Below are 16,787 nucleotides of genomic sequence, written 5' to 3' on the forward strand. Positions count from 1 at the left end.
GCGGGGCGGAGGGGAGTGGCACCGTGTCGGTCCGCCTCGCCATCGCGGCGTGCCCGTGGCACCACTCCGCCTCCAGCGCGGCGTGCCCCCTCGGGACGGGGGGCTGGGGGATTCCCCCAGTTCCGGGAAGGGGCGGGGTGGGGAGCAAGCCGTGCCGAGCCTCGCCGTCAGGTCGTGCCCGTTGCGTCGGCCGGGCTGGGCCTGGAGGCGGGTTCCCGGGCCCGGGAGGTGCTGTGTCGGCCCGCCTCGCCATCGCGGCGTGCCCGTCCGGGGGTCTGGGGGCTTGCCCCCGGTTCGGGGAGGGGCGGGGTGGGGAAAGGTGTCGCCGCACACCCCACCCGCTTTGTCCTCCCCGCGGACCAAGCCAACCCACTCCGTGTCAAAGGGGTTTCCGAACCGGACAAACCCCGCTACCGTCCTTGAGATGTACCGGTCACATGGGGCCCCTCACCCCGGACCGGTCATCGAACGGCGCGACGGCGCGCGCCTGTGCCAGGTCGGGCGGTCAACGACCCCCGTCCGTACACCCCCTCTTTTCCCGGAGGATCAGCGTGCACAGGAAACGGCATGGACTGCGCGGCTCCCTCGCGCTCCTCACGAGCGGCCTGCTCGTGGGCACGGGGCTCGCGTTCACCGCGAGCGCATCCCCACCCGCGGGAGCGGAACGGGCAGCGGAGGAGAAGTTCCAGCAGGTCACGCTCGCCAAGGGCGCGGCCGAGACCGGTGAGCCCATGTCGCTCGCCGTGCTCCCCGACCGCTCGGTGCTGCACACCTCCCGCGATGGCACCCTCCGCCTGACCGACGCGGGCGGCGACACCAAGGTGTCCGGCAAGCTCCCGGTCTACTCGCACGACGAGGAAGGGCTCCAGGGCGTCGGCATCGACCCCGGGTTCCAGGAGAACCGCGCCATCTACCTCTACTACGCACCCCCGCTGGACACCCCCCAGGGCGACGCCCCCGAGGAGGGCACCGCGGCCGACTTCGCGAAGTTCGACGGCGTCAACCGCCTCTCCCGCTTCACGCTCAACACCGACGGCACCCTGAACACCGGCAGCGAGAAGAAGATCCTCGACGTCCCCGCCTCCCGCGGCACCTGCTGCCACGTCGGCGGCGACATCGACTTCGACGCCGCGGGCAACCTCTACCTCTCGACCGGTGACGACACCAACCCGTTCGCCTCCGACGGCTTCACGCCCATCGACGAGCGCCCGAACCGCAACCCCGCCTACGACGCCCGCCGTTCCGCGGGCAACACCAACGACCTGCGCGGCAAGATCCTCCGTATCAAGGTGGCCGCGGACGGCTCGTACACCGTCCCGGACGGCAACCTCTTCGCGCCGGGCACCGACAAGACCCGCCCCGAGATCTACGCGATGGGCTTCCGCAACCCGTTCCGGATGAACATCGACAAGCCGACCGGCACGGTGTACGTCGGCGACTACGGACCGGACGCGGGCGCCGCCGACCCCGCGCGCGGACCGGCGGGCATGGTGGAGTTCGCGCGCGTCACCAAGCCGGGCAACTTCGGCTGGCCGTACTGCGTCGGCGACAACAAGCCGTACCGCGACTACGACTTCGCCACCGGCACCTCCGGCCCGGCCTTCGACTGCGCCGCGCCGGAGAACACCTCGCCGTACAACACCGGCCTGAGCGAGCTGCCGCCCGCCCAGCCCGCCTGGATCCCGTACGACGACAACTCGGTGCCCGAGTTCGGCACCGGCTCCGAGTCGCCGATGGGCGGCCCGGTCTACCGCTACGACGCCGCGCTCGACTCGCCGGTCAAGTTCCCGGAAAGCTACGACGGGGACTTCTTCGCGACCGAGTTCGGCCGCCAGTGGATCAAGCGCATCGAGCAGGGCGCCGACGGCACCGTCGAGAAGATCAACGACTTCCCGTGGACCGGCACCCAGGTCATGGACTCCGCCTTCGGCCCGGACGGCGCGCTGTACGTCCTTGACTACGGCCTGAACTGGTTCGGCGGCGACGAACACTCCGCCCTCTACCGCATCGAGAACGCCACCGACGGATACTCGCCGGTCGCCGAGGCCGCCGCCGACCGTACGTCCGGCAAGGCGCCCATGAGGGTCGCGTTCAGCTCGGCGGGCACCGCCGACGCCGACGGCGACTCGCTCACGTACCGCTGGGACTTCGGCGACGGCCACACCGCCACCGCCCCCAACCCCTCCCACCGGTACACCAAGAACGGCACCTACACCGCCACCGTCACCGCCACGGATCCCTCCGGCCGCAGCGGCAGCGCCAGCGTGCACCTCACGGTCGGCAACACCGCCCCCAAGGTGACCCTGCAACTCCCCGGCGACGGCCAGCTGTTCACCTTCGGCGACGAGGTGCCGTTCAAGGTGAAGGTGACCGATCCCGAAGACCGGAAGATCGACTGCTCCAAGGTCAAGGTCACCCATGTCCTCGGCCACGACAGCCACGGCCACCCCATCACCTCGGCCACCGGCTGCTCCGGAACGCTCAAGACCAGCGCCGACAGTGAGCACGACCCCAACGCCAACATCTTCGGGGTCTTCGACGCCGAGTACACGGACAACGGCGGGGGCGGCCAGCCGTCGCTGACCACCCACGATCAGAACGTCGTCCAGCCCCGGCACCGCCAGGCCGAGCACTACGACGACTCCCAGGGCGTCTCGGTCGTCAGCCACACCCCGGCCAACGGCGGCAAGACGGTCGGCGACATCGACAACGGCGACTGGATCGCGTTCACCCCGTATCTCCTCGGCAACGCCAAGGACTTCACCGCACGCGTCTCCTCCGCGGGCGCGGGCGGCACGCTCGAAGTGCGCACCGGCTCCCCGACCGGGCGGCTGCTGGGCCGGGCCACCGTGCCGGTGACCGGCGACTGGGAGACGTTCCAGGACGTCAAGACGACGTTGCGGAAGCCGCCCGCCACGACCACCACGCTCTACCTCGTCTTCAAGGGCGGTGCGGGAGCGCTGTACGACGTGGACGACTTCACCATCGGCACCGGCTGACCGCCCGCGGCCCGGGGCGGACGGGCGACCCCGCCCGTCCGCCCCGGGCCCGGATCCGCACCCGGAGGAAGGAGTACCCGGCCATGCCCCCGCACCGCCTCGCTCTTCTCCGTACGTCCGCCGTGGCCGCACTGCTGCTGGCCGCCACGGCCCTGCCCCCGGCGGCGGCCTCCGACGCGCCCCCGCCCCGGGGCGACCGCGTCCTCGTCTTCTCCAAGACCGCCGCCTACCGCCACGACGCGATCCCCGACGGCATCGCCGCCATCCGGGAACTCGGCGCGCAGCACGGCTTCGCCGTCGACGCCACGGAGGACGCCACCGCGTTCACCCGCGCCAACCTGGCCCGCTACGACGCCGTCGTCTTCCTCTCCACCACCGGCGACGTCCTCGACGCCGCGCAGCAGACCGCCTTCGAGCGCTACATCCGCGCGGGCGGCGGATACGCCGGGGTGCACGCGGCCGCCGACACCGAGTACGACTGGGCGTTCTACGGCGGCCTCGTCGGCGCGTACTTCCAGACCCACCCCGCCATCCAGCAGGCCACGGTCGCCGTCGAGGACCGCGCCCACCCGGCCACCGCGCACCTGGGCGCGCAGTGGCAGCGCACCGACGAGTGGTACGACTACCGCAGCAACCCGCGCGAGCGCGCCCACGTCCTCGCCACCCTCGACGAAACCTCGTACGAGGGCGGTGGGATGGGGGAGGACCACCCCATCGCCTGGTGCCAGGACTACCGCGGCGGCCGCGCCTTCTACACCGGCCTCGGCCACACCAAGGAGTCCTACGCCGACCCCGCGTTCCGGCAACACCTGCTCGGCGGCATCCGCTACGCCACCGGCGCCGCCCGCGCCGACTGTCGCCCGGAGCGCGGCTACCGGCCCCTGTTCGACGGCACGTCGGTGGCGGGCTGGAAACAGGCCGGGCCGGGTGGCTTCACCCACGACCCGGCCACCGGCACGCTCACCTCGGCGGGCGGCATGGGCCTGTTCTGGTACGAGGCGCGCGAGCTGCGCGCGTATTCGCTGAAGCTGGACTGGCGGATGACGGGCGCCGCCGGGGACGACAACTCCGGCGTCTTCGTAGGCTTCCCCGCCTCCGACGACCCCTGGTCGGCGGTCGACCGCGGCTACGAGATCCAGATCGACGCGACGGACACCCCCGATCGCACCACCGGCGCGGTGTACGGCTTCCGCTCCGCCGACCTGGAGAAACGGGACGCGGCGCTGAACCCGCCGGGGGAGTGGAACACGTACGAGATCCGGGTACGCGGCGAACGCCTCCAGGTCTGGCTCAACGGCGTACGGATCAACGACTTCACCAACCGCGACCCGGCCCGCAGCCTGCGCCGCGGCCACGTCGGCATCCAGAACCACGGGGACGGCGACGAGGTCGCGTTCCGCGACATCCGCGTCAAGGAACTGCCGTCCTGACGGACCGCCGCCCGATGGCCCGAGGGGAGCCGCCGGGCGGCATCAGGCGGCGGGGAGGAGTACGCCGCCTCCTCCCCGCCGCCCCACGGCCCGGCCGGGCGCCCGCACCCGCACCACGTACCGCGTACCGCGTACCGCCACCACCGGACCCCACCCCGCACCGCACCCGCACCACCGCACCGCGCACCCAGCACGGGGAGGACCTCACCAACCGCCGCACCCGTTCCGCCGCGTGGGCGCCGCCGCACCAACCGCCGTACCGCACAACCGGACCCGCACCAGCGCACCGCCGCATCACACCACGCACCCGCACGGGCGCCACCACACCGGCGCCACCGCACCGCACCGCCTGCCGCACCAGCGCACCGCCGCGCCACACCACGCACCCGCACGGGCGCCATCGCACCACCGCACCCGCACGGGGACCACCGCACCGCGCAGCCGCGTGGGCGCCGCCGCACCGCACTACCGCACCCTTACGGGCGCCACCGCGCACCGCGACGGCACCCCAGTAACGCCGCACCACCCGCGCCGCGCCACGGCACCGGTAACGACCCCACCCGCGCCCTCGACCACCACCCCGTGACCCCCGCCACCGCCACGCCACCGCGTCTACGTCACCCGGGAGGCAGCCAGTGACCACCGGCCCCGACACCACCCACCTCCACACCCACCCCACCGGCACCCCGGGCGGCGGGCTCCGCACCGGTATCTGGCTCATCGGCGCGCGCGGTTCGGTTGCCACCACCGCCATCGCCGGATGTGCCGCCGTCGCGGCGGGGTTGCAGCCCGCGACCGGGATGGTGACCGAGACCGCGCCCTTCGCGGACAGCGGCGGCGGCACCGGCTGCGGTCTGCCCGCGCTCGGCGATCTGGTCTTCGGTGGCCACGACACCGCCACCACCCCGCTCCCCAAGCGCGCCGAGGCGCTGACCGCCGAAGGTGTTCTGCCCTACGGGCTGCCCGACGCCGTACGCGCCGAGCTGACCGCCGCCGACGAGGCGATCCGCCCCGGCGGCCCGCACCCCGGGGACACCCGCGGCGACGACGAACTGATCGCCGCCTTCGCCCACGACCTCGACGACTTCCTCCGTACGCACCGCCTCGCCCGCGCCGTCGTCGTCAACGTCGCCTCCACCGAAGCCGCACCCACCCCCACCTCCGCCCCCGGGGACCGGTTGCCGCCCAGCTCCCTCTATGCCTCCGCCGCCCTCCGCGCCGGGTGTCCGTACGTCAACTTCACCCCCTCCACCGGCCTGCACCACCCCCGGCTGCGCGCCGAAGCGGCCCGTGCCGGACTGCCGTACGCGGGCCGCGACGGCAAGACCGGGCAGACGTTGCTGCGATCCGTCCTCGCGCCGATGTTCGCGCAGCGCGCCCTGCCCGTACGGGCGTGGTCCGGCACCAATCTGCTGGGCGGCGGCGATGGCGCCGCGCTCGCCGACCCCGCCGCCGCGGCGGCGAAGAACGCGGGCAAGGCGCGCGTCCTCGCCGACACGCTCGGTGAACTCCCGGACGGCGAACTGCACATCGACAACGTGCCCGCGCTCGGCGACTGGAAGACCGCCTGGGATCACGTGGCGTTCGACGGTTTCCTCGGCTCCCGTATGGTCCTGCAGACGATCTGGCAGGGCTGCGACTCGGCCCTCGCCGCGCCCCTCGTCCTCGACCTGGCCCGTCTCACGGCCCGCGCCCACGAGGCCGGTCTCAGCGGGCCGCTCACCGAACTCGGCTTCTACTTCAAGGACCCGGACGGCGGCCCGTCCGCCCTCGCCGACCAGTACGCGGCCCTGACCGGCTTCGCGGCCCGGCTGGCCGCAGGCTCCCGGGAGCAGCGGTGACGTCGGCGCGGGGACGGGCGCGTGCCTGGGCCGAACTGCTGCGGATTTCCGCCGCGTTCACCGTCCCCGGGGACGCGCTCGCGGGCGCGGCGGCCACGCGTACCGCCCCGAGCCGTGGCACCGCGCTCGCCGTGGGCGCGTCGGTGTGCCTGTACGAGGCGGGCATGGCGCTCAACGACTGGGCGGACCGCGACGTCGACGCCGTCGAACGCCCCGGCCGCCCCCTGCCGTCGGGCCGGATCACCCCGGCGGCGGCCCTCGCGGCCGCGACCGGCCTGACCGGGGCGGGGCTGGTGTGCGCGGCGTTGGCGGGCCGCCGGGCGCTCGCCACGGCCGTGGCGCTGGCGGGCACGGTGTGGGCGTACGACCTGGGGGTGAAGAACACCCCGGCGGGCCCGTACGCGATGGCCACGGCCCGCTCCCTGGACCTCCTGCTCGGCGCCACGGCCACCCACGCCCCCGCCGCCCGCCAAGCCGTGGCCCCGGCCGCCTTCCTGGGCGCGCACACGCTGGCCGTGACGGGGGTCTCCCGCCACGAGGCGCGGGGCGGCTCGTCGAAGGCCCCCGCCGCCGCCCTCGCCACGGCGGCGGCCATCGCCTGGGCCGCCACGAGATCCCCCACCCGCCCGGCCCAGCCGAACCGCACCACTCCGGCCACCCGGCCGGGGCCCACGGCCGGTGGCCGGGCGGTGCCCCCCGTGACGGCCGCTGCCTACCTCGTCACCGCCGCCCGCCCCCTCGCGCACGCCGCGCTCAACCCGTCCCCCTACCTCCTCCAGCGCGCCGTCGGTGGCGGCATCCGGGCGATGATTCCGCTTCAGGCGGCGCTGGCCTCGCGCGCGGGGGCGGGGCGGGTCGGGGTGGGGCTTGTTCTGCTGATGCCGGTCGCGCGGCGACTGTCCAGAAAGGTCAGCCCGACATGACCAGTCCGACACCGGCGGACGGCACGCTCCGCTTCGCCTACGGGACCAACGGGCTCACTGACCTCCGGCTCGACGATGCCCTCACCCTGCTCGCCGACCTCGGCTACGACGGGGTTTCGCTCACGCTCGACCATATGCACCTCGACCCCCTCGCCCCGGATCTCGCGGCGCGGACCCAACGGGTCGGGCGGCGGCTGGCGCGGCTGGGGCTGACCACCGCCGTGGAGACCGGGGCGCGGTATGTGCTCGACCCCAACCGTAAGCACCACCCGACGCTGCTCGACCCCGACTCCGAGGCCCGCGCCGCGCGCGTGGGGCTGCTCCTGCGTGCCGTGCGGGTGGGTGCGGAGTTGGGGGCGCACGCGGTGCACTGTTTCAGCGGGATGCGACCGCCGGGGACGGACGAGGACACCGCGTGGCAGCGGCTGGCCGACGCCCTCGGACCCGTGCTGGAGGCCGCCACGTCGGCGGGGGTGCCCCTGGCCGTCGAGCCCGAGCCGGGGCATCTGCTGGGCGATCTGGCCGGGTTCCACCGGCTCCGCGAGGCGATGGGCGACCCGCCCGCCCTCGGGCTGACGCTCGACGTCGGGCACTGCCAGTGCCTGGAGCCGCAGTCGCCCGCCGACTGCGTCCGCGCGGCCGCGCCGTGGATCCGCCACGTGCAGATCGAGGACATGCGGCGCGGTGTGCACGAGCATCTGCCGTTCGGGGAGGGCGAGATGGACGTCCCGCAGGTGCTGGAGGCCCTGCACGCCGTCCGCTACCAGGGCCTGGTCGGCGTCGAGCTGCCCCGCCACTCCCACGCCGGGCCCATGCTGGCCCGCTCCTCCCTGGCCTATCTCAAGGCGGCGGAGCACACGGCCGCGAGGGGAGGCGTCGCGTGCTGATCGCCGACCTGCGCGCGACCGTGCGCGAGCGCCTGGATCCTGACGCCGCAGCCTGGCTGGACCGCGCCCTCGCCGAGGCGGCGACCACTCCCCGCTGGGAGGCGGACTTCGCCGCCGCGGCCCGTCACTGCCGCCGGAGCGGCCACGGCGTCGGCCACGGCGGCCACGGCGAACTCGCCGACGCCACCCGCGTCCTGCTCCTCCACGCGGCCCGCCCCGACGTGCCCACGCTCACCCGCCTCTACACGCGGGGGACGGCCGCCGAGCGCCGGGCCGTTCTCCTCGCCCTGGCCCATATCGACGACGTGGGCCCGGACGCCCTCCCCCTCGTCGAGGACGCCCTGCGCACCAACGACACCCGCCTGGTGGCCGCCGCCGTCGGCCCGTACGCGGCACGCCACCTCGGCGCGCACGGCTGGCGGCAGGCCGTACTGAAGTGCCTGTTCACCGGGGTACCCATCGACGCCATCGCCGAGTGGCCCGCCCGCGCCCGGGGCGACGCCGAGCTGGCCCGCATGCTGACCGACTACGCGCGCGAACGCACCGCCGCCGGGCGGGACGTGCCCGCCGATCTCCCACGCGTCCTGGCGCACACCACCCCCGAGGAGCCCTGATGCGCATCTTCGACCCGCACATCCACATGACCTCCCGCACCACGGACGACTACGAGGCCATGTACGCCGCGGGCGTGCGCGCCCTCGTCGAGCCCTCCTTCTGGCTCGGTCAGCCCCGCACCTCACCCGCCAGCTTCTACGACTACTTCGACGCCCTCCTCGGCTGGGAACCCTTCCGCGCCGCACAGCACGGCATCGCCCACCACTGCACGCTCGCCCTCAACCCCAAGGAGGCCAACGACCCCCGCTGCCTCCCCGTCCTGGACGAACTGCCGCGCTATCTCGTCAAGGACGGCGTGGTCGCCGTCGGCGAGATCGGCTATGACGCGATGACCCCCGCCGAGGACACGGCACTCGCCGCGCAGCTCCAGCTCGCCGCCGACCACGGGCTGCCCGCCCTCGTGCACACCCCGCACCGCGACAAGGCCGCGGGCCTCGCCCGCACGCTCGACGTCGTCCACGAATCCGCCCTCCCCACCGACCGCGTCCTGCTCGACCACCTCAACGAGACCACCGTAAGGGCCGCCACCGACAGCGGCTGCTGGCTCGGGTTCTCGATCTACCCGGACACCAAGATGGACCCGGACCGCATGGTGCGCGTCCTGCGCGAGTACGCCACCGAGAAAACCCGCATCCTGGTGAACTCCGCCGCCGACTGGGGCCGCAGCGACCCGCTGGAGACCCGCCACGTGGGGGAGGCGATGCTGGCGGCGGGCTTCACCGAGGACGACGTCGACCAGGTGCTGTGGCGCAACCCGGTGGCGTTCTACGGGCTCAGCGGGCGGCTGGACCTCGACGTCGAGACGACCACACCCCAAGCCACCCACGAGGGGAACTCCATCCTCCGCGGCGCCCCCGTGACCACGGCCACCCCGGCAACGACAAAGGGCCGGTGACCCCATGCGCTTCCGCCACCCCGACGGCTCCACCGTCCACCTGGCCTACTGCACCAACGTCCACCCCGCCGAAGACCTCGACGGCGTCATGGACCAGCTCCGCCACCACTGCGAGCCGGTACGCCGCCGCCTGGGCCGCGACCGGCTCGGCATCGGCCTGTGGCTGGCCCGCGACGCCGCCCGCACCCTGACCGCCGACCCGGCCGCCCTCCGCCGCCTGCGCACCGAACTCGACCGGCGCGGCCTGGAGGTCGTCACCCTCAACGGTTTCCCGTACGAGGGGTTCGGCGCCCAGGAGGTCAAGTACCGCGTGTACCGGCCGGACTGGACGGAGACCGAGCGGCTGACGCACACCGGCCACCTGGCCCGGCTGCTGGCCGCCCTGCTCCCGGACGACGTCACCGAGGGCAGCGTCTCGACGCTCCCGCTCGCCTGGCGCACCCCGTTCGACCCCGCCAGGCGGCGGGCCGCGCTCGGCCACCTCACCACGCTCGCCACACGCCTCGACGCACTGCAGGACCTCACCGGCCGTTCGATCCGCATCGGCCTGGAACCCGAGCCGGGCTGCACCGTCGAGACCACCGCCCAGGCCATCGACGCGCTCACCGCGCTCCCCGGGGGACCGCCCCGCCGCCGCATCGGCCTCTGCCTGGACACCTGCCACCTCGCGACGCAGTTCGAGGACCCGCGCATCGCCACGGAAGCCCTCACCTCCGCCGGCGTGCCCATCGTCAAGGCGCAGCTCTCGGCCGCCCTGCACGCCGAGGAGCCGCACCACCCCGCCGTACGCACCGCCCTGGCCGCGTTCGCCGAGCCGCGCTTCCTGCACCAGACCCGCACCCGCACCTCCGCGCACGGTGTCCGCGGCACCGACGACCTCGACCAGGCCCTCGCGCCCGGCGGGCTCGACACCACCGCCCCCTGGCGGTCCCACTTCCACGTGCCGCTGCACGCCCCGCCCGAGCCGCCGCTCACCTCCACCCTCCCCGTCCTCACCGACACCCTCGCCCACCTGGTCGGCGGCCCGGCGCCGCTCACCCGCCACCTGGAGGTCGAGACGTACACCTGGCAGGCGCTGCCGCCCGAGCTGCGGCCCCGCAACCGCGACCGGCTGGCCGACGGCATCGCCGCCGAACTCGCCCTGGCTCGCGACCTGTTGACCGACCTCGGCCTCAAGGAGCTGCCATGAGCGCCGCGTCAGCGCCGAAGCCCCTCCTCGTCCTCGACGTCGTCGGCCTCACCCCGCGCCTCCTCGCCCACATGCCCCGGCTGCGCGCCCTGGCCGACTCCGGTTCGTACGCCCCGCTCGGCACCGTGCTGCCCGCCGTCACCTGCGCCGCCCAGTCGACGTTCCTCACCGGTGCGACCCCCGCCGAGCACGGCATCGTCGGCAACGGCTGGTACTTCCGCGAACAGGGCGACGTCCTGCTGTGGCGGCAGCACAACGGCCTGGTCGGCGGCGACAAGCTGTGGGACGCGGCCCGCCGCGCCCACCCCGGCTACACGGTCGCCAACATCTGCTGGTGGTACGCGATGGGCGCGGACACCGACATCACCGTCACCCCGCGCCCCGTCTACTACGCCGACGGCCGCAAGGAGCCCGACTGCTACACCCGGCCGCCCGCCCTGCACGACGAACTCACCGCCGCCCACGGCACGTTCCCCCTGTTCCACTTCTGGGGCCCCGGCGCCGACCTGGTCTCCTCCCAATGGATCATCGACGCCACCCGCCACATCCTGCGCCGCCACCCCACCGACCTCACCCTCAGCTACCTCCCGCACCTCGACTACGACCTCCAGCGCTACGGCCCCGACGACCCCCGTTCCCACGCCGCCGCGGCCGCGCTGGACACCGCCCTCGGGCCGCTGCTCGCCGACGCGCGGGCCCGGGGCCGCACCGTCGTGGCGCTGTCCGAGTACGGCATCACCCGCGTGTCCCGTCCCGTGGACATCAACCGGGCGCTGCGCCGCGCCGGGCTGCTGGAGGTGCACACCCAGGACGGCATGGAGTACCTGGACCCGGGCGCATCCCGCGCCTTCGCAGTCGCCGACCACCAGCTCGCCCACGTGTACGTGCGCCGCGCCGAGGACCTGACGGCCACCCGGGCCGCCCTCGACGGCCTGCCCGGTCTCGCCGAACTCCTCGGCGACGAGGGGAAGAAGGCGCACGGCCTGGACCACCCCCGCGCCGGGGAGCTGGTGGCGGTGGCGGAGCCGGACGCCTGGTTCACGTACTACTACTGGCTGGACGACGCCCGCGCGCCCGACTTCGCCCAGCTGGTGGACATCCACCGCAAGCCCGGCTACGACCCGGCCGAGCTGTTCCTCGACCCCGTCGATCCGTACGTACGCGTCAAGGCGGCCACCGCACTGGCCCGCAAGAAGCTCGGGATGCGCTACCGGATGGCCGTCGTCCCGCTCGATCCGTCCCCGGTGCGCGGCAGCCACGGACGGCTGCCCGAGCGGGACGAGGACGGGCCGGTGTTCCTCTGCTCCCAGCCGGACGCCGTGTCCGGCCGGGTGGCCGCCACCGACGTCAAATCGCTGCTCCTCCGCCTCGCCGGTCTGCACACCACCGAGGACCCCAACCGACAGGAGACACGCACGTGACAAGCGCCCAGCACCCGGAACTCGCCGACAGACTCCGCCGCCGCGGATTCCTCGGCGTCGCCGCCGGAGCCACCGCGGCCACCCTGCTCAGCACGACCGCCGCGCACGCCACCACGAGCCGCAAGCGCGGTCCGATCGTCCCGCGCGGCCACCTCGGCATCCAGCTCTACACCCTCCGCGACCAGGTGCAGTCCATCGGCTTCGCCCGTGTCTTCGAGCAGCTGGCCCGCTTCGGCTACGACCAGGTGGAGTTCGCCGGATACACCCAAGGGTCGGCGGGCGCCATCACCCTCAAGCAACTGAAGCGGCTGCTGCGGGACCACGGGCTGCGCGGCATCGGCAGCCACGTCGGCTACTACTCCGACGACCCGAACGCGTACACCTTCGCCACCAACCTCACCAAGGTGCTGGACGACGCCCAGGCGCTCGGCCTGCCGCACGTCGGCACCGCGTCCGGCCCGTGGCGCTACGGCACGACGGTCGACGGCTGGAAGCGCTGCGCCGAGGACTTCAACACCTACGGCGCGGCCGCGAAGGCGCGCGGGATGAAGTTCTACCAGCACAACCACGCCGAGGAGTTCTCCTTCGCCACCGACCGGCCGGACGTCCGCCTCTACGACGTCCTCCTCGCCGAGACCGACCCGGAGCTGGTCCACCTGGAGATGGACATCTACTGGGCGTACGTCGCCCAGCACCGCTTCGGCACACGAGCTGACGGCACCCCGGCGCCCTTCGAACCGCTCGACTACGTCCTGGCCGACCCGGACCGCTATCCGCTGTTCCACGTCAAGGACGGCGAGCACGACGAAACCGTCCCCGACGGCTACCGCATGGTGGACGTCGGAGACGGTGACATCGACTACGTGCGGTTCCTCGGCAAGGTCGGCAGGACCCACGGCGGGCGCCGCAACCACCACTGGATGGTGGAGCACGACGCCCCTGCCGACTCGCTCACCACCGCCCGCCGCAGCGCCCGCTATCTGCGCACCGGGCGCTGCGGCGACTGAGCGGCGCCTTTGAAGGCCTACACCGCCTCGCGGCTGATCGGCTGCGGGTTCGGGGCGATGTCCCGGACCCGCGGCCGGCCCGGCTGCCGCAGCAGCAGGGCGACCGCGGCGGCCAGCATGGAGATGCCTCCGGCGAGCGCGTACGCCCCGTCGTAACCCCAGCCGTCGACCACCATCGAGCCGAGCCCGCCGCCGAACAGCCCGCTGATCAGCTTTCCGCTGTACACCAGCCCGTAGTTGGTGGCGTTGTAGTTCTCGCCGAAGTAGTCCGGGGTCAGGGCCGCGAACATCGGGTAGAAGGCGCCGCCGCCGAATCCCGAGAGGAAGGCGAAGAACAGGAACAGCCACTCACTGCGGATATTGCCCGCCCAGATCACCCCGAATTGCGCGAGACCCAGCACCACGATGACGAACACCAGGGTCGTCTTGCGCCCCCAGAAGTCCGAGAGCCACCCCACCAGTCCCCGGCCCACGCCGTTGATGACGGACATGATGCCCATCGAGGAGGCCGCGACCAGCGGACCGAAGCCCACTTCCTTCGCGTAGTCGACCTGGAAGGAGATGCCGAAGATGGACACCCCCGCGGTCAGCACGAGCGAAAGCCACATCAGGGGCAGCACGCCCGACCTGATGGCCTCCCCGGGGGTGTACTGCCGCACCGCGGGCGGATTCTTCGCCAGACTCCGCGCGCTCTTGGCGTTGCCGCCGAAGGTGAGCGGATCGACGTGCGCGGGCCACCAGTTCTTGGGCGGGTCCTTGAAGAACCACCCGCAGATCGCGACGGCGGCCAGCACATAGATGCCGATGAGGTCCAGCACCTCGTTGTAATTGCCGGTGTCGAACCAGTAGTTGAAGATGAAGATGAAGGGCAGCGAGCCATAGGCGAAGCCGCCGTTCACGAATCCCGTCTTCGCCCCGCGCCGCTCCGGGAACCACTTGCCCACCATGTTGATGCAGGTGGCGTAGACGAGCCCGGAGCCGAGCCCGCCGATGACGCCGAAGCCGCAGATCGCGGCGAAGACGTCGTCCAGGTGCGACAACGCGAGGAATCCGATCAGGCAGAGCCCCGCCCCGATCAGCATCGCCCGGCGCGCGGTGAGAATGCCCTTCTCCCGCAGCCAGCCCGCCGGAAAGGCGATTCCGGCCTGGAAGAAGACCCAGACGCTGAGGATCCAGAAGGTGTTGCTCTGGCTCCAGCCGTGGGCCTCCGACAGCGTGTCCTCCGCGGAGCCGTACGCGTACTCGGACACGCTGATGGCCATCATCGCGATCCACGGCAGATAAACCATCAGCTTCCGGTTGAAGCCGAGAATGTCGCGGTCCGTCTCGCCGACGCGATACACGCGCCCCTTGCTGTCCTGTATCTCCCGGAAAGCGACTAATCCCTCCGGTCGTTCCGCTGTGCTCATGTGCGTCCCCTTGGCTTCGGGTGCGGTTTACCTGAGCAGCCCCGCCGACCGGGCCCAGCGGTATTTCGCGCCCAGCACGGCCACCGGCTTTTCCGTGGTGTAGGGATAGGCGACGACGCCGCGCTCGTAGAGGTACTGGCTCGCCTCCTCGACTTCGGTGTCACCGGCGAGCGAGGCCACCACCGGTTTCGCGATGCCGCGCTCCCGGAATTCCGCGACGACCCGCGCGGTCAGTTCGGCGAAGACCATGGGCGGGGTGACGATGGTGTGCCAGTAGCCGAGGACGAGCGCGTGGATGCGCGGATCCTCCAGGCCCAGCCGGATGGTCGCCTCGTACGTGGCGGGCGGCTCGCCGCCGGTGATGTCCACCGGGTTCCCGGCCGCACCGAACGGCGGGATGAACCGGCGGAAGGCGGCGTCCAGGTCCGGCGGGATCTCCATCAGCGACAACCCGTTGTCCACGATGGCGTCCGACAGCAGCACCCCCGAGCCCCCGGCGCCGGTGATGACGACGACGTTGTCACCCTGTGGCGTCGGCAGCACCGGCAGCGCCCGCGCGTACTCCAGCATCTCGTTCAGCCCCGGCGCCCGGATCACCCCGGCCTGCCGCAGGATGTCGTCGTACACCGCGTCGTCCCCGGCCAGCGCCCCGGTGTGCGACCCGGCGGCCCGCGCGCCCGCCGCCGTACGGCCCGCCTTCAGCACCACGACCGGCTTCCTCGGCACGGTCGCGCGCGCCGCCTCCACGAAGGCGCGGCCGTCCTTGAGGTCTTCCAGGTGCATCGCGATGCACTGGGTGTTCGGGTCCTCGCCGAACCAGGTGAGCAGGTCGTCCTCGTCCACGTCCGACTTGTTGCCGAGCCCGACGATGGCCGAGACGCCGGTCTTCGTCGTCCGCGCGAAGCCGAGGATCGCCATCCCGATGCCACCGGACTGCGAGGTGAGCGCCACCGGCCCCTTGACGTCGTACGGGGTGCAGAAGGTGGCGCACAGGTCCTGCCAGGTGGAGTAGTAGCCGTAGATGTTCGGCCCCAGCAGCCGCACGCCGTGCTCCTCGGCGATGGCCACGATCCGGTCCTGCAGCGCGTGTTCGCCGGTCTCCGCGAAGCCGGACGGGATCAGCACGGCGTTCGGGATGCCCTTGCGGCCGACCTCCTCCAGCGCGGCCGGTACGAACTTCGCGGGGATCGCGAAGACCGCCACGTCCACCTCGCCCGGCACGTCCGTCACCGACCGGTACGCCTTGCGGCCCAGGATGTCGTCGGCCTTCGGATTGACCGGGTGGATCTCACCGGGAAAGCCGCCGTCGATGAGGTTGCGCATCACCGAATTGCCGATCTTCCCCGGCTCGTTGGAGGCGCCGACCACCGTCACCGAGCGCGGCCGCATCAGCCGCCCCATCGCGGCCAGGATCTCCTCGCGGGAGTAGCGGCGGCGGGCCGGTGGCGCGTCGTCGCCGAGCAGCAGCCGGACATCGGCGGCGAGCACTCCGCTTCCGGTCGCGAAGACCGGGTTGAGATCGACCTCGGCCACTTCGGGAAAGTCCGTGACCAGGTTGGAGACCCGCGCGATCAGATCGGCGAGCGCGTCCCGGTCCACCGGCTCCCCGCCGCGCACCCCGCGCAGCACCTCGGCGGCCCGGATCCCGTCCAGCATCGACAGCGCGTCGTCCCGGCTCGCCGGGGCCAGCCGGAAGGTGATGTCCTTCAGCACCTCCACCAGCACCCCGCCGAGCCCGAAGGCGACCACCTTCCCGAAGGTCGGATCCGTGACCGCGCCGACGATCACCTCTTGCCCGCCGCCCGGGACCATCGCCTGCACCTGCACGCCCTGGATGCGCGCCGCCGGGTCGTACGCGCGGGCGTTCGCGACGATCGCCGGGTACGCGCCGCGCACCTCGGCCGCCGAGCCCAGCCCGACCCGTACGCCGCCCGCGTCCGTCTTGTGCGAGATGTCCGGCGAGACGATCTTCAGCACGACCGGAAAGCCGATCCGGTCGGCGAGCGCCACCGCGTCATCGGCGGACTCGGCCAGCCCCTCGGCGGGGGTCGGTATGCCGTACGCGTCGGTGATCCGCTTGCCCTCGGGCGCGGTCAGCGTGGAGCGCCCCTCGGCGCGTACGGCGTCCAGCACCGCCCGTACGGCGTCCTTGTCGTAGCCCGTCGTCATGG

The 16,787-nt window shown here is 73.0% G+C and carries 12 protein-coding genes; 10 read left to right on the top strand and 2 right to left on the bottom strand.

Annotated elements, in window-relative coordinates; all coding sequences use genetic code 11:
• Nucleotides 1–551 precede the first annotated feature (551 nt).
• The 10 genes from ACZ6CL_RS24355 (at nt 552) to ACZ6CL_RS24400 (ending at nt 13,207) form a co-directional block, all read left to right on the top strand.
• Nucleotides 552–2,999, top strand: coding sequence for a PQQ-dependent sugar dehydrogenase (locus ACZ6CL_RS24355; protein WP_468938688.1), 2,448 nt, complete (start codon nt 552–554; stop codon nt 2,997–2,999).
• A gap of 83 nt (nt 3,000–3,082) precedes the next feature.
• Nucleotides 3,083–4,429, top strand: a complete 1,347-nt coding sequence (locus tag ACZ6CL_RS24360; protein WP_468938691.1) for a ThuA domain-containing protein — start codon at nt 3,083–3,085, stop codon at nt 4,427–4,429.
• 710 nt (nt 4,430–5,139) lie between these two features.
• Nucleotides 5,140–6,270 (top strand): inositol-3-phosphate synthase, encoded by a 1,131-nt coding sequence (locus tag ACZ6CL_RS24365; RefSeq protein WP_468938854.1) that lies wholly within the window; start codon nt 5,140–5,142, stop codon nt 6,268–6,270.
• Nucleotides 6,267–7,193 (top strand): SCO3242 family prenyltransferase, encoded by a 927-nt coding sequence (locus ACZ6CL_RS24370; RefSeq protein ID WP_468938693.1) that lies wholly within the window; start codon nt 6,267–6,269, stop codon nt 7,191–7,193. The genes ACZ6CL_RS24365 and ACZ6CL_RS24370 overlap by 4 nt, the downstream gene beginning before the upstream one ends.
• Complete coding sequence (locus ACZ6CL_RS24375) at nt 7,190–8,080, top strand: sugar phosphate isomerase/epimerase family protein (RefSeq protein ID WP_468938695.1); 891 nt, start codon at nt 7,190–7,192, stop codon at nt 8,078–8,080. The genes ACZ6CL_RS24370 and ACZ6CL_RS24375 overlap by 4 nt, the downstream gene beginning before the upstream one ends.
• Nucleotides 8,074–8,694: an EboA domain-containing protein gene (locus tag ACZ6CL_RS24380; protein WP_468938698.1), complete on the top strand. Its 621-nt coding sequence runs from the start codon at nt 8,074–8,076 to the stop codon at nt 8,692–8,694. The genes ACZ6CL_RS24375 and ACZ6CL_RS24380 overlap by 7 nt, the downstream gene beginning before the upstream one ends.
• Entirely contained in the window at nt 8,694–9,590 is an 897-nt protein-coding gene (locus ACZ6CL_RS24385) for a TatD family hydrolase (RefSeq protein ID WP_468938701.1), read from the top strand. Before ACZ6CL_RS24380 ends, ACZ6CL_RS24385 begins: the two co-directional genes overlap by 1 nt.
• Nucleotides 9,591–9,594: 4 nt before the next feature.
• Nucleotides 9,595–10,779: a metabolite traffic protein EboE gene (eboE, locus tag ACZ6CL_RS24390; RefSeq protein WP_468938704.1), complete on the top strand. Its 1,185-nt coding sequence runs from the start codon at nt 9,595–9,597 to the stop codon at nt 10,777–10,779.
• Entirely contained in the window at nt 10,776–12,200 is a 1,425-nt protein-coding gene (locus ACZ6CL_RS24395; RefSeq protein WP_468938706.1) for a nucleotide pyrophosphatase/phosphodiesterase family protein, read from the top strand. Before eboE ends, ACZ6CL_RS24395 begins: the two co-directional genes overlap by 4 nt.
• Nucleotides 12,197–13,207 (top strand): sugar phosphate isomerase/epimerase family protein, encoded by a 1,011-nt coding sequence (locus ACZ6CL_RS24400; RefSeq protein WP_468938708.1) that lies wholly within the window; start codon nt 12,197–12,199, stop codon nt 13,205–13,207. Before ACZ6CL_RS24395 ends, ACZ6CL_RS24400 begins: the two co-directional genes overlap by 4 nt.
• Nucleotides 13,208–13,224: 17 nt before the next feature.
• On the opposite strand, the gene ACZ6CL_RS24405 is transcribed toward ACZ6CL_RS24400, so the two are convergent.
• Together ACZ6CL_RS24405 and ACZ6CL_RS24410 are read right to left on the bottom strand one after the other, a co-directional pair.
• Nucleotides 13,225–14,616 carry an OFA family MFS transporter gene (locus ACZ6CL_RS24405; RefSeq protein WP_468938711.1) on the bottom strand — a complete coding sequence of 464 codons (1,392 nt, stop codon included), beginning with the start codon at nt 14,614–14,616 and terminating at the stop codon, nt 13,225–13,227.
• A gap of 27 nt (nt 14,617–14,643) precedes the next feature.
• Entirely contained in the window at nt 14,644–16,785 is a 2,142-nt protein-coding gene (locus ACZ6CL_RS24410) for an acetate--CoA ligase family protein (protein WP_468938714.1), read from the bottom strand.
• Between the last annotated feature and the right edge of the window lie 2 nt (nt 16,786–16,787).

The organism is Streptomyces sp. NPDC041200 (genome assembly GCF_055591805.1).

Excerpts from the sequence above, each read along its gene's own strand:
- ACZ6CL_RS24360 (WP_468938691.1), top strand. The coding sequence starts at position 3,083 with ATGCCCCCGCACCGCCTCGCTCTTCTCCGTACGTCCGCCGTGGCCGCA.
- ACZ6CL_RS24375 (WP_468938695.1), top strand. The coding sequence starts at position 7,190 with ATGACCAGTCCGACACCGGCGGACGGCACGCTCCGCTTCGCCTACGGG.
- ACZ6CL_RS24385 (WP_468938701.1), top strand. The coding sequence starts at position 8,694 with ATGCGCATCTTCGACCCGCACATCCACATGACCTCCCGCACCACGGAC.
- eboE (WP_468938704.1), top strand. The coding sequence starts at position 9,595 with ATGCGCTTCCGCCACCCCGACGGCTCCACCGTCCACCTGGCCTACTGC.
- ACZ6CL_RS24395 (WP_468938706.1), top strand. The coding sequence starts at position 10,776 with ATGAGCGCCGCGTCAGCGCCGAAGCCCCTCCTCGTCCTCGACGTCGTC.
- ACZ6CL_RS24405 (WP_468938711.1), bottom strand. The coding sequence starts at position 14,616 with ATGAGCACAGCGGAACGACCGGAGGGATTAGTCGCTTTCCGGGAGATA.
- ACZ6CL_RS24410 (WP_468938714.1), bottom strand. The coding sequence starts at position 16,785 with ATGACGACGGGCTACGACAAGGACGCCGTACGGGCGGTGCTGGACGCC.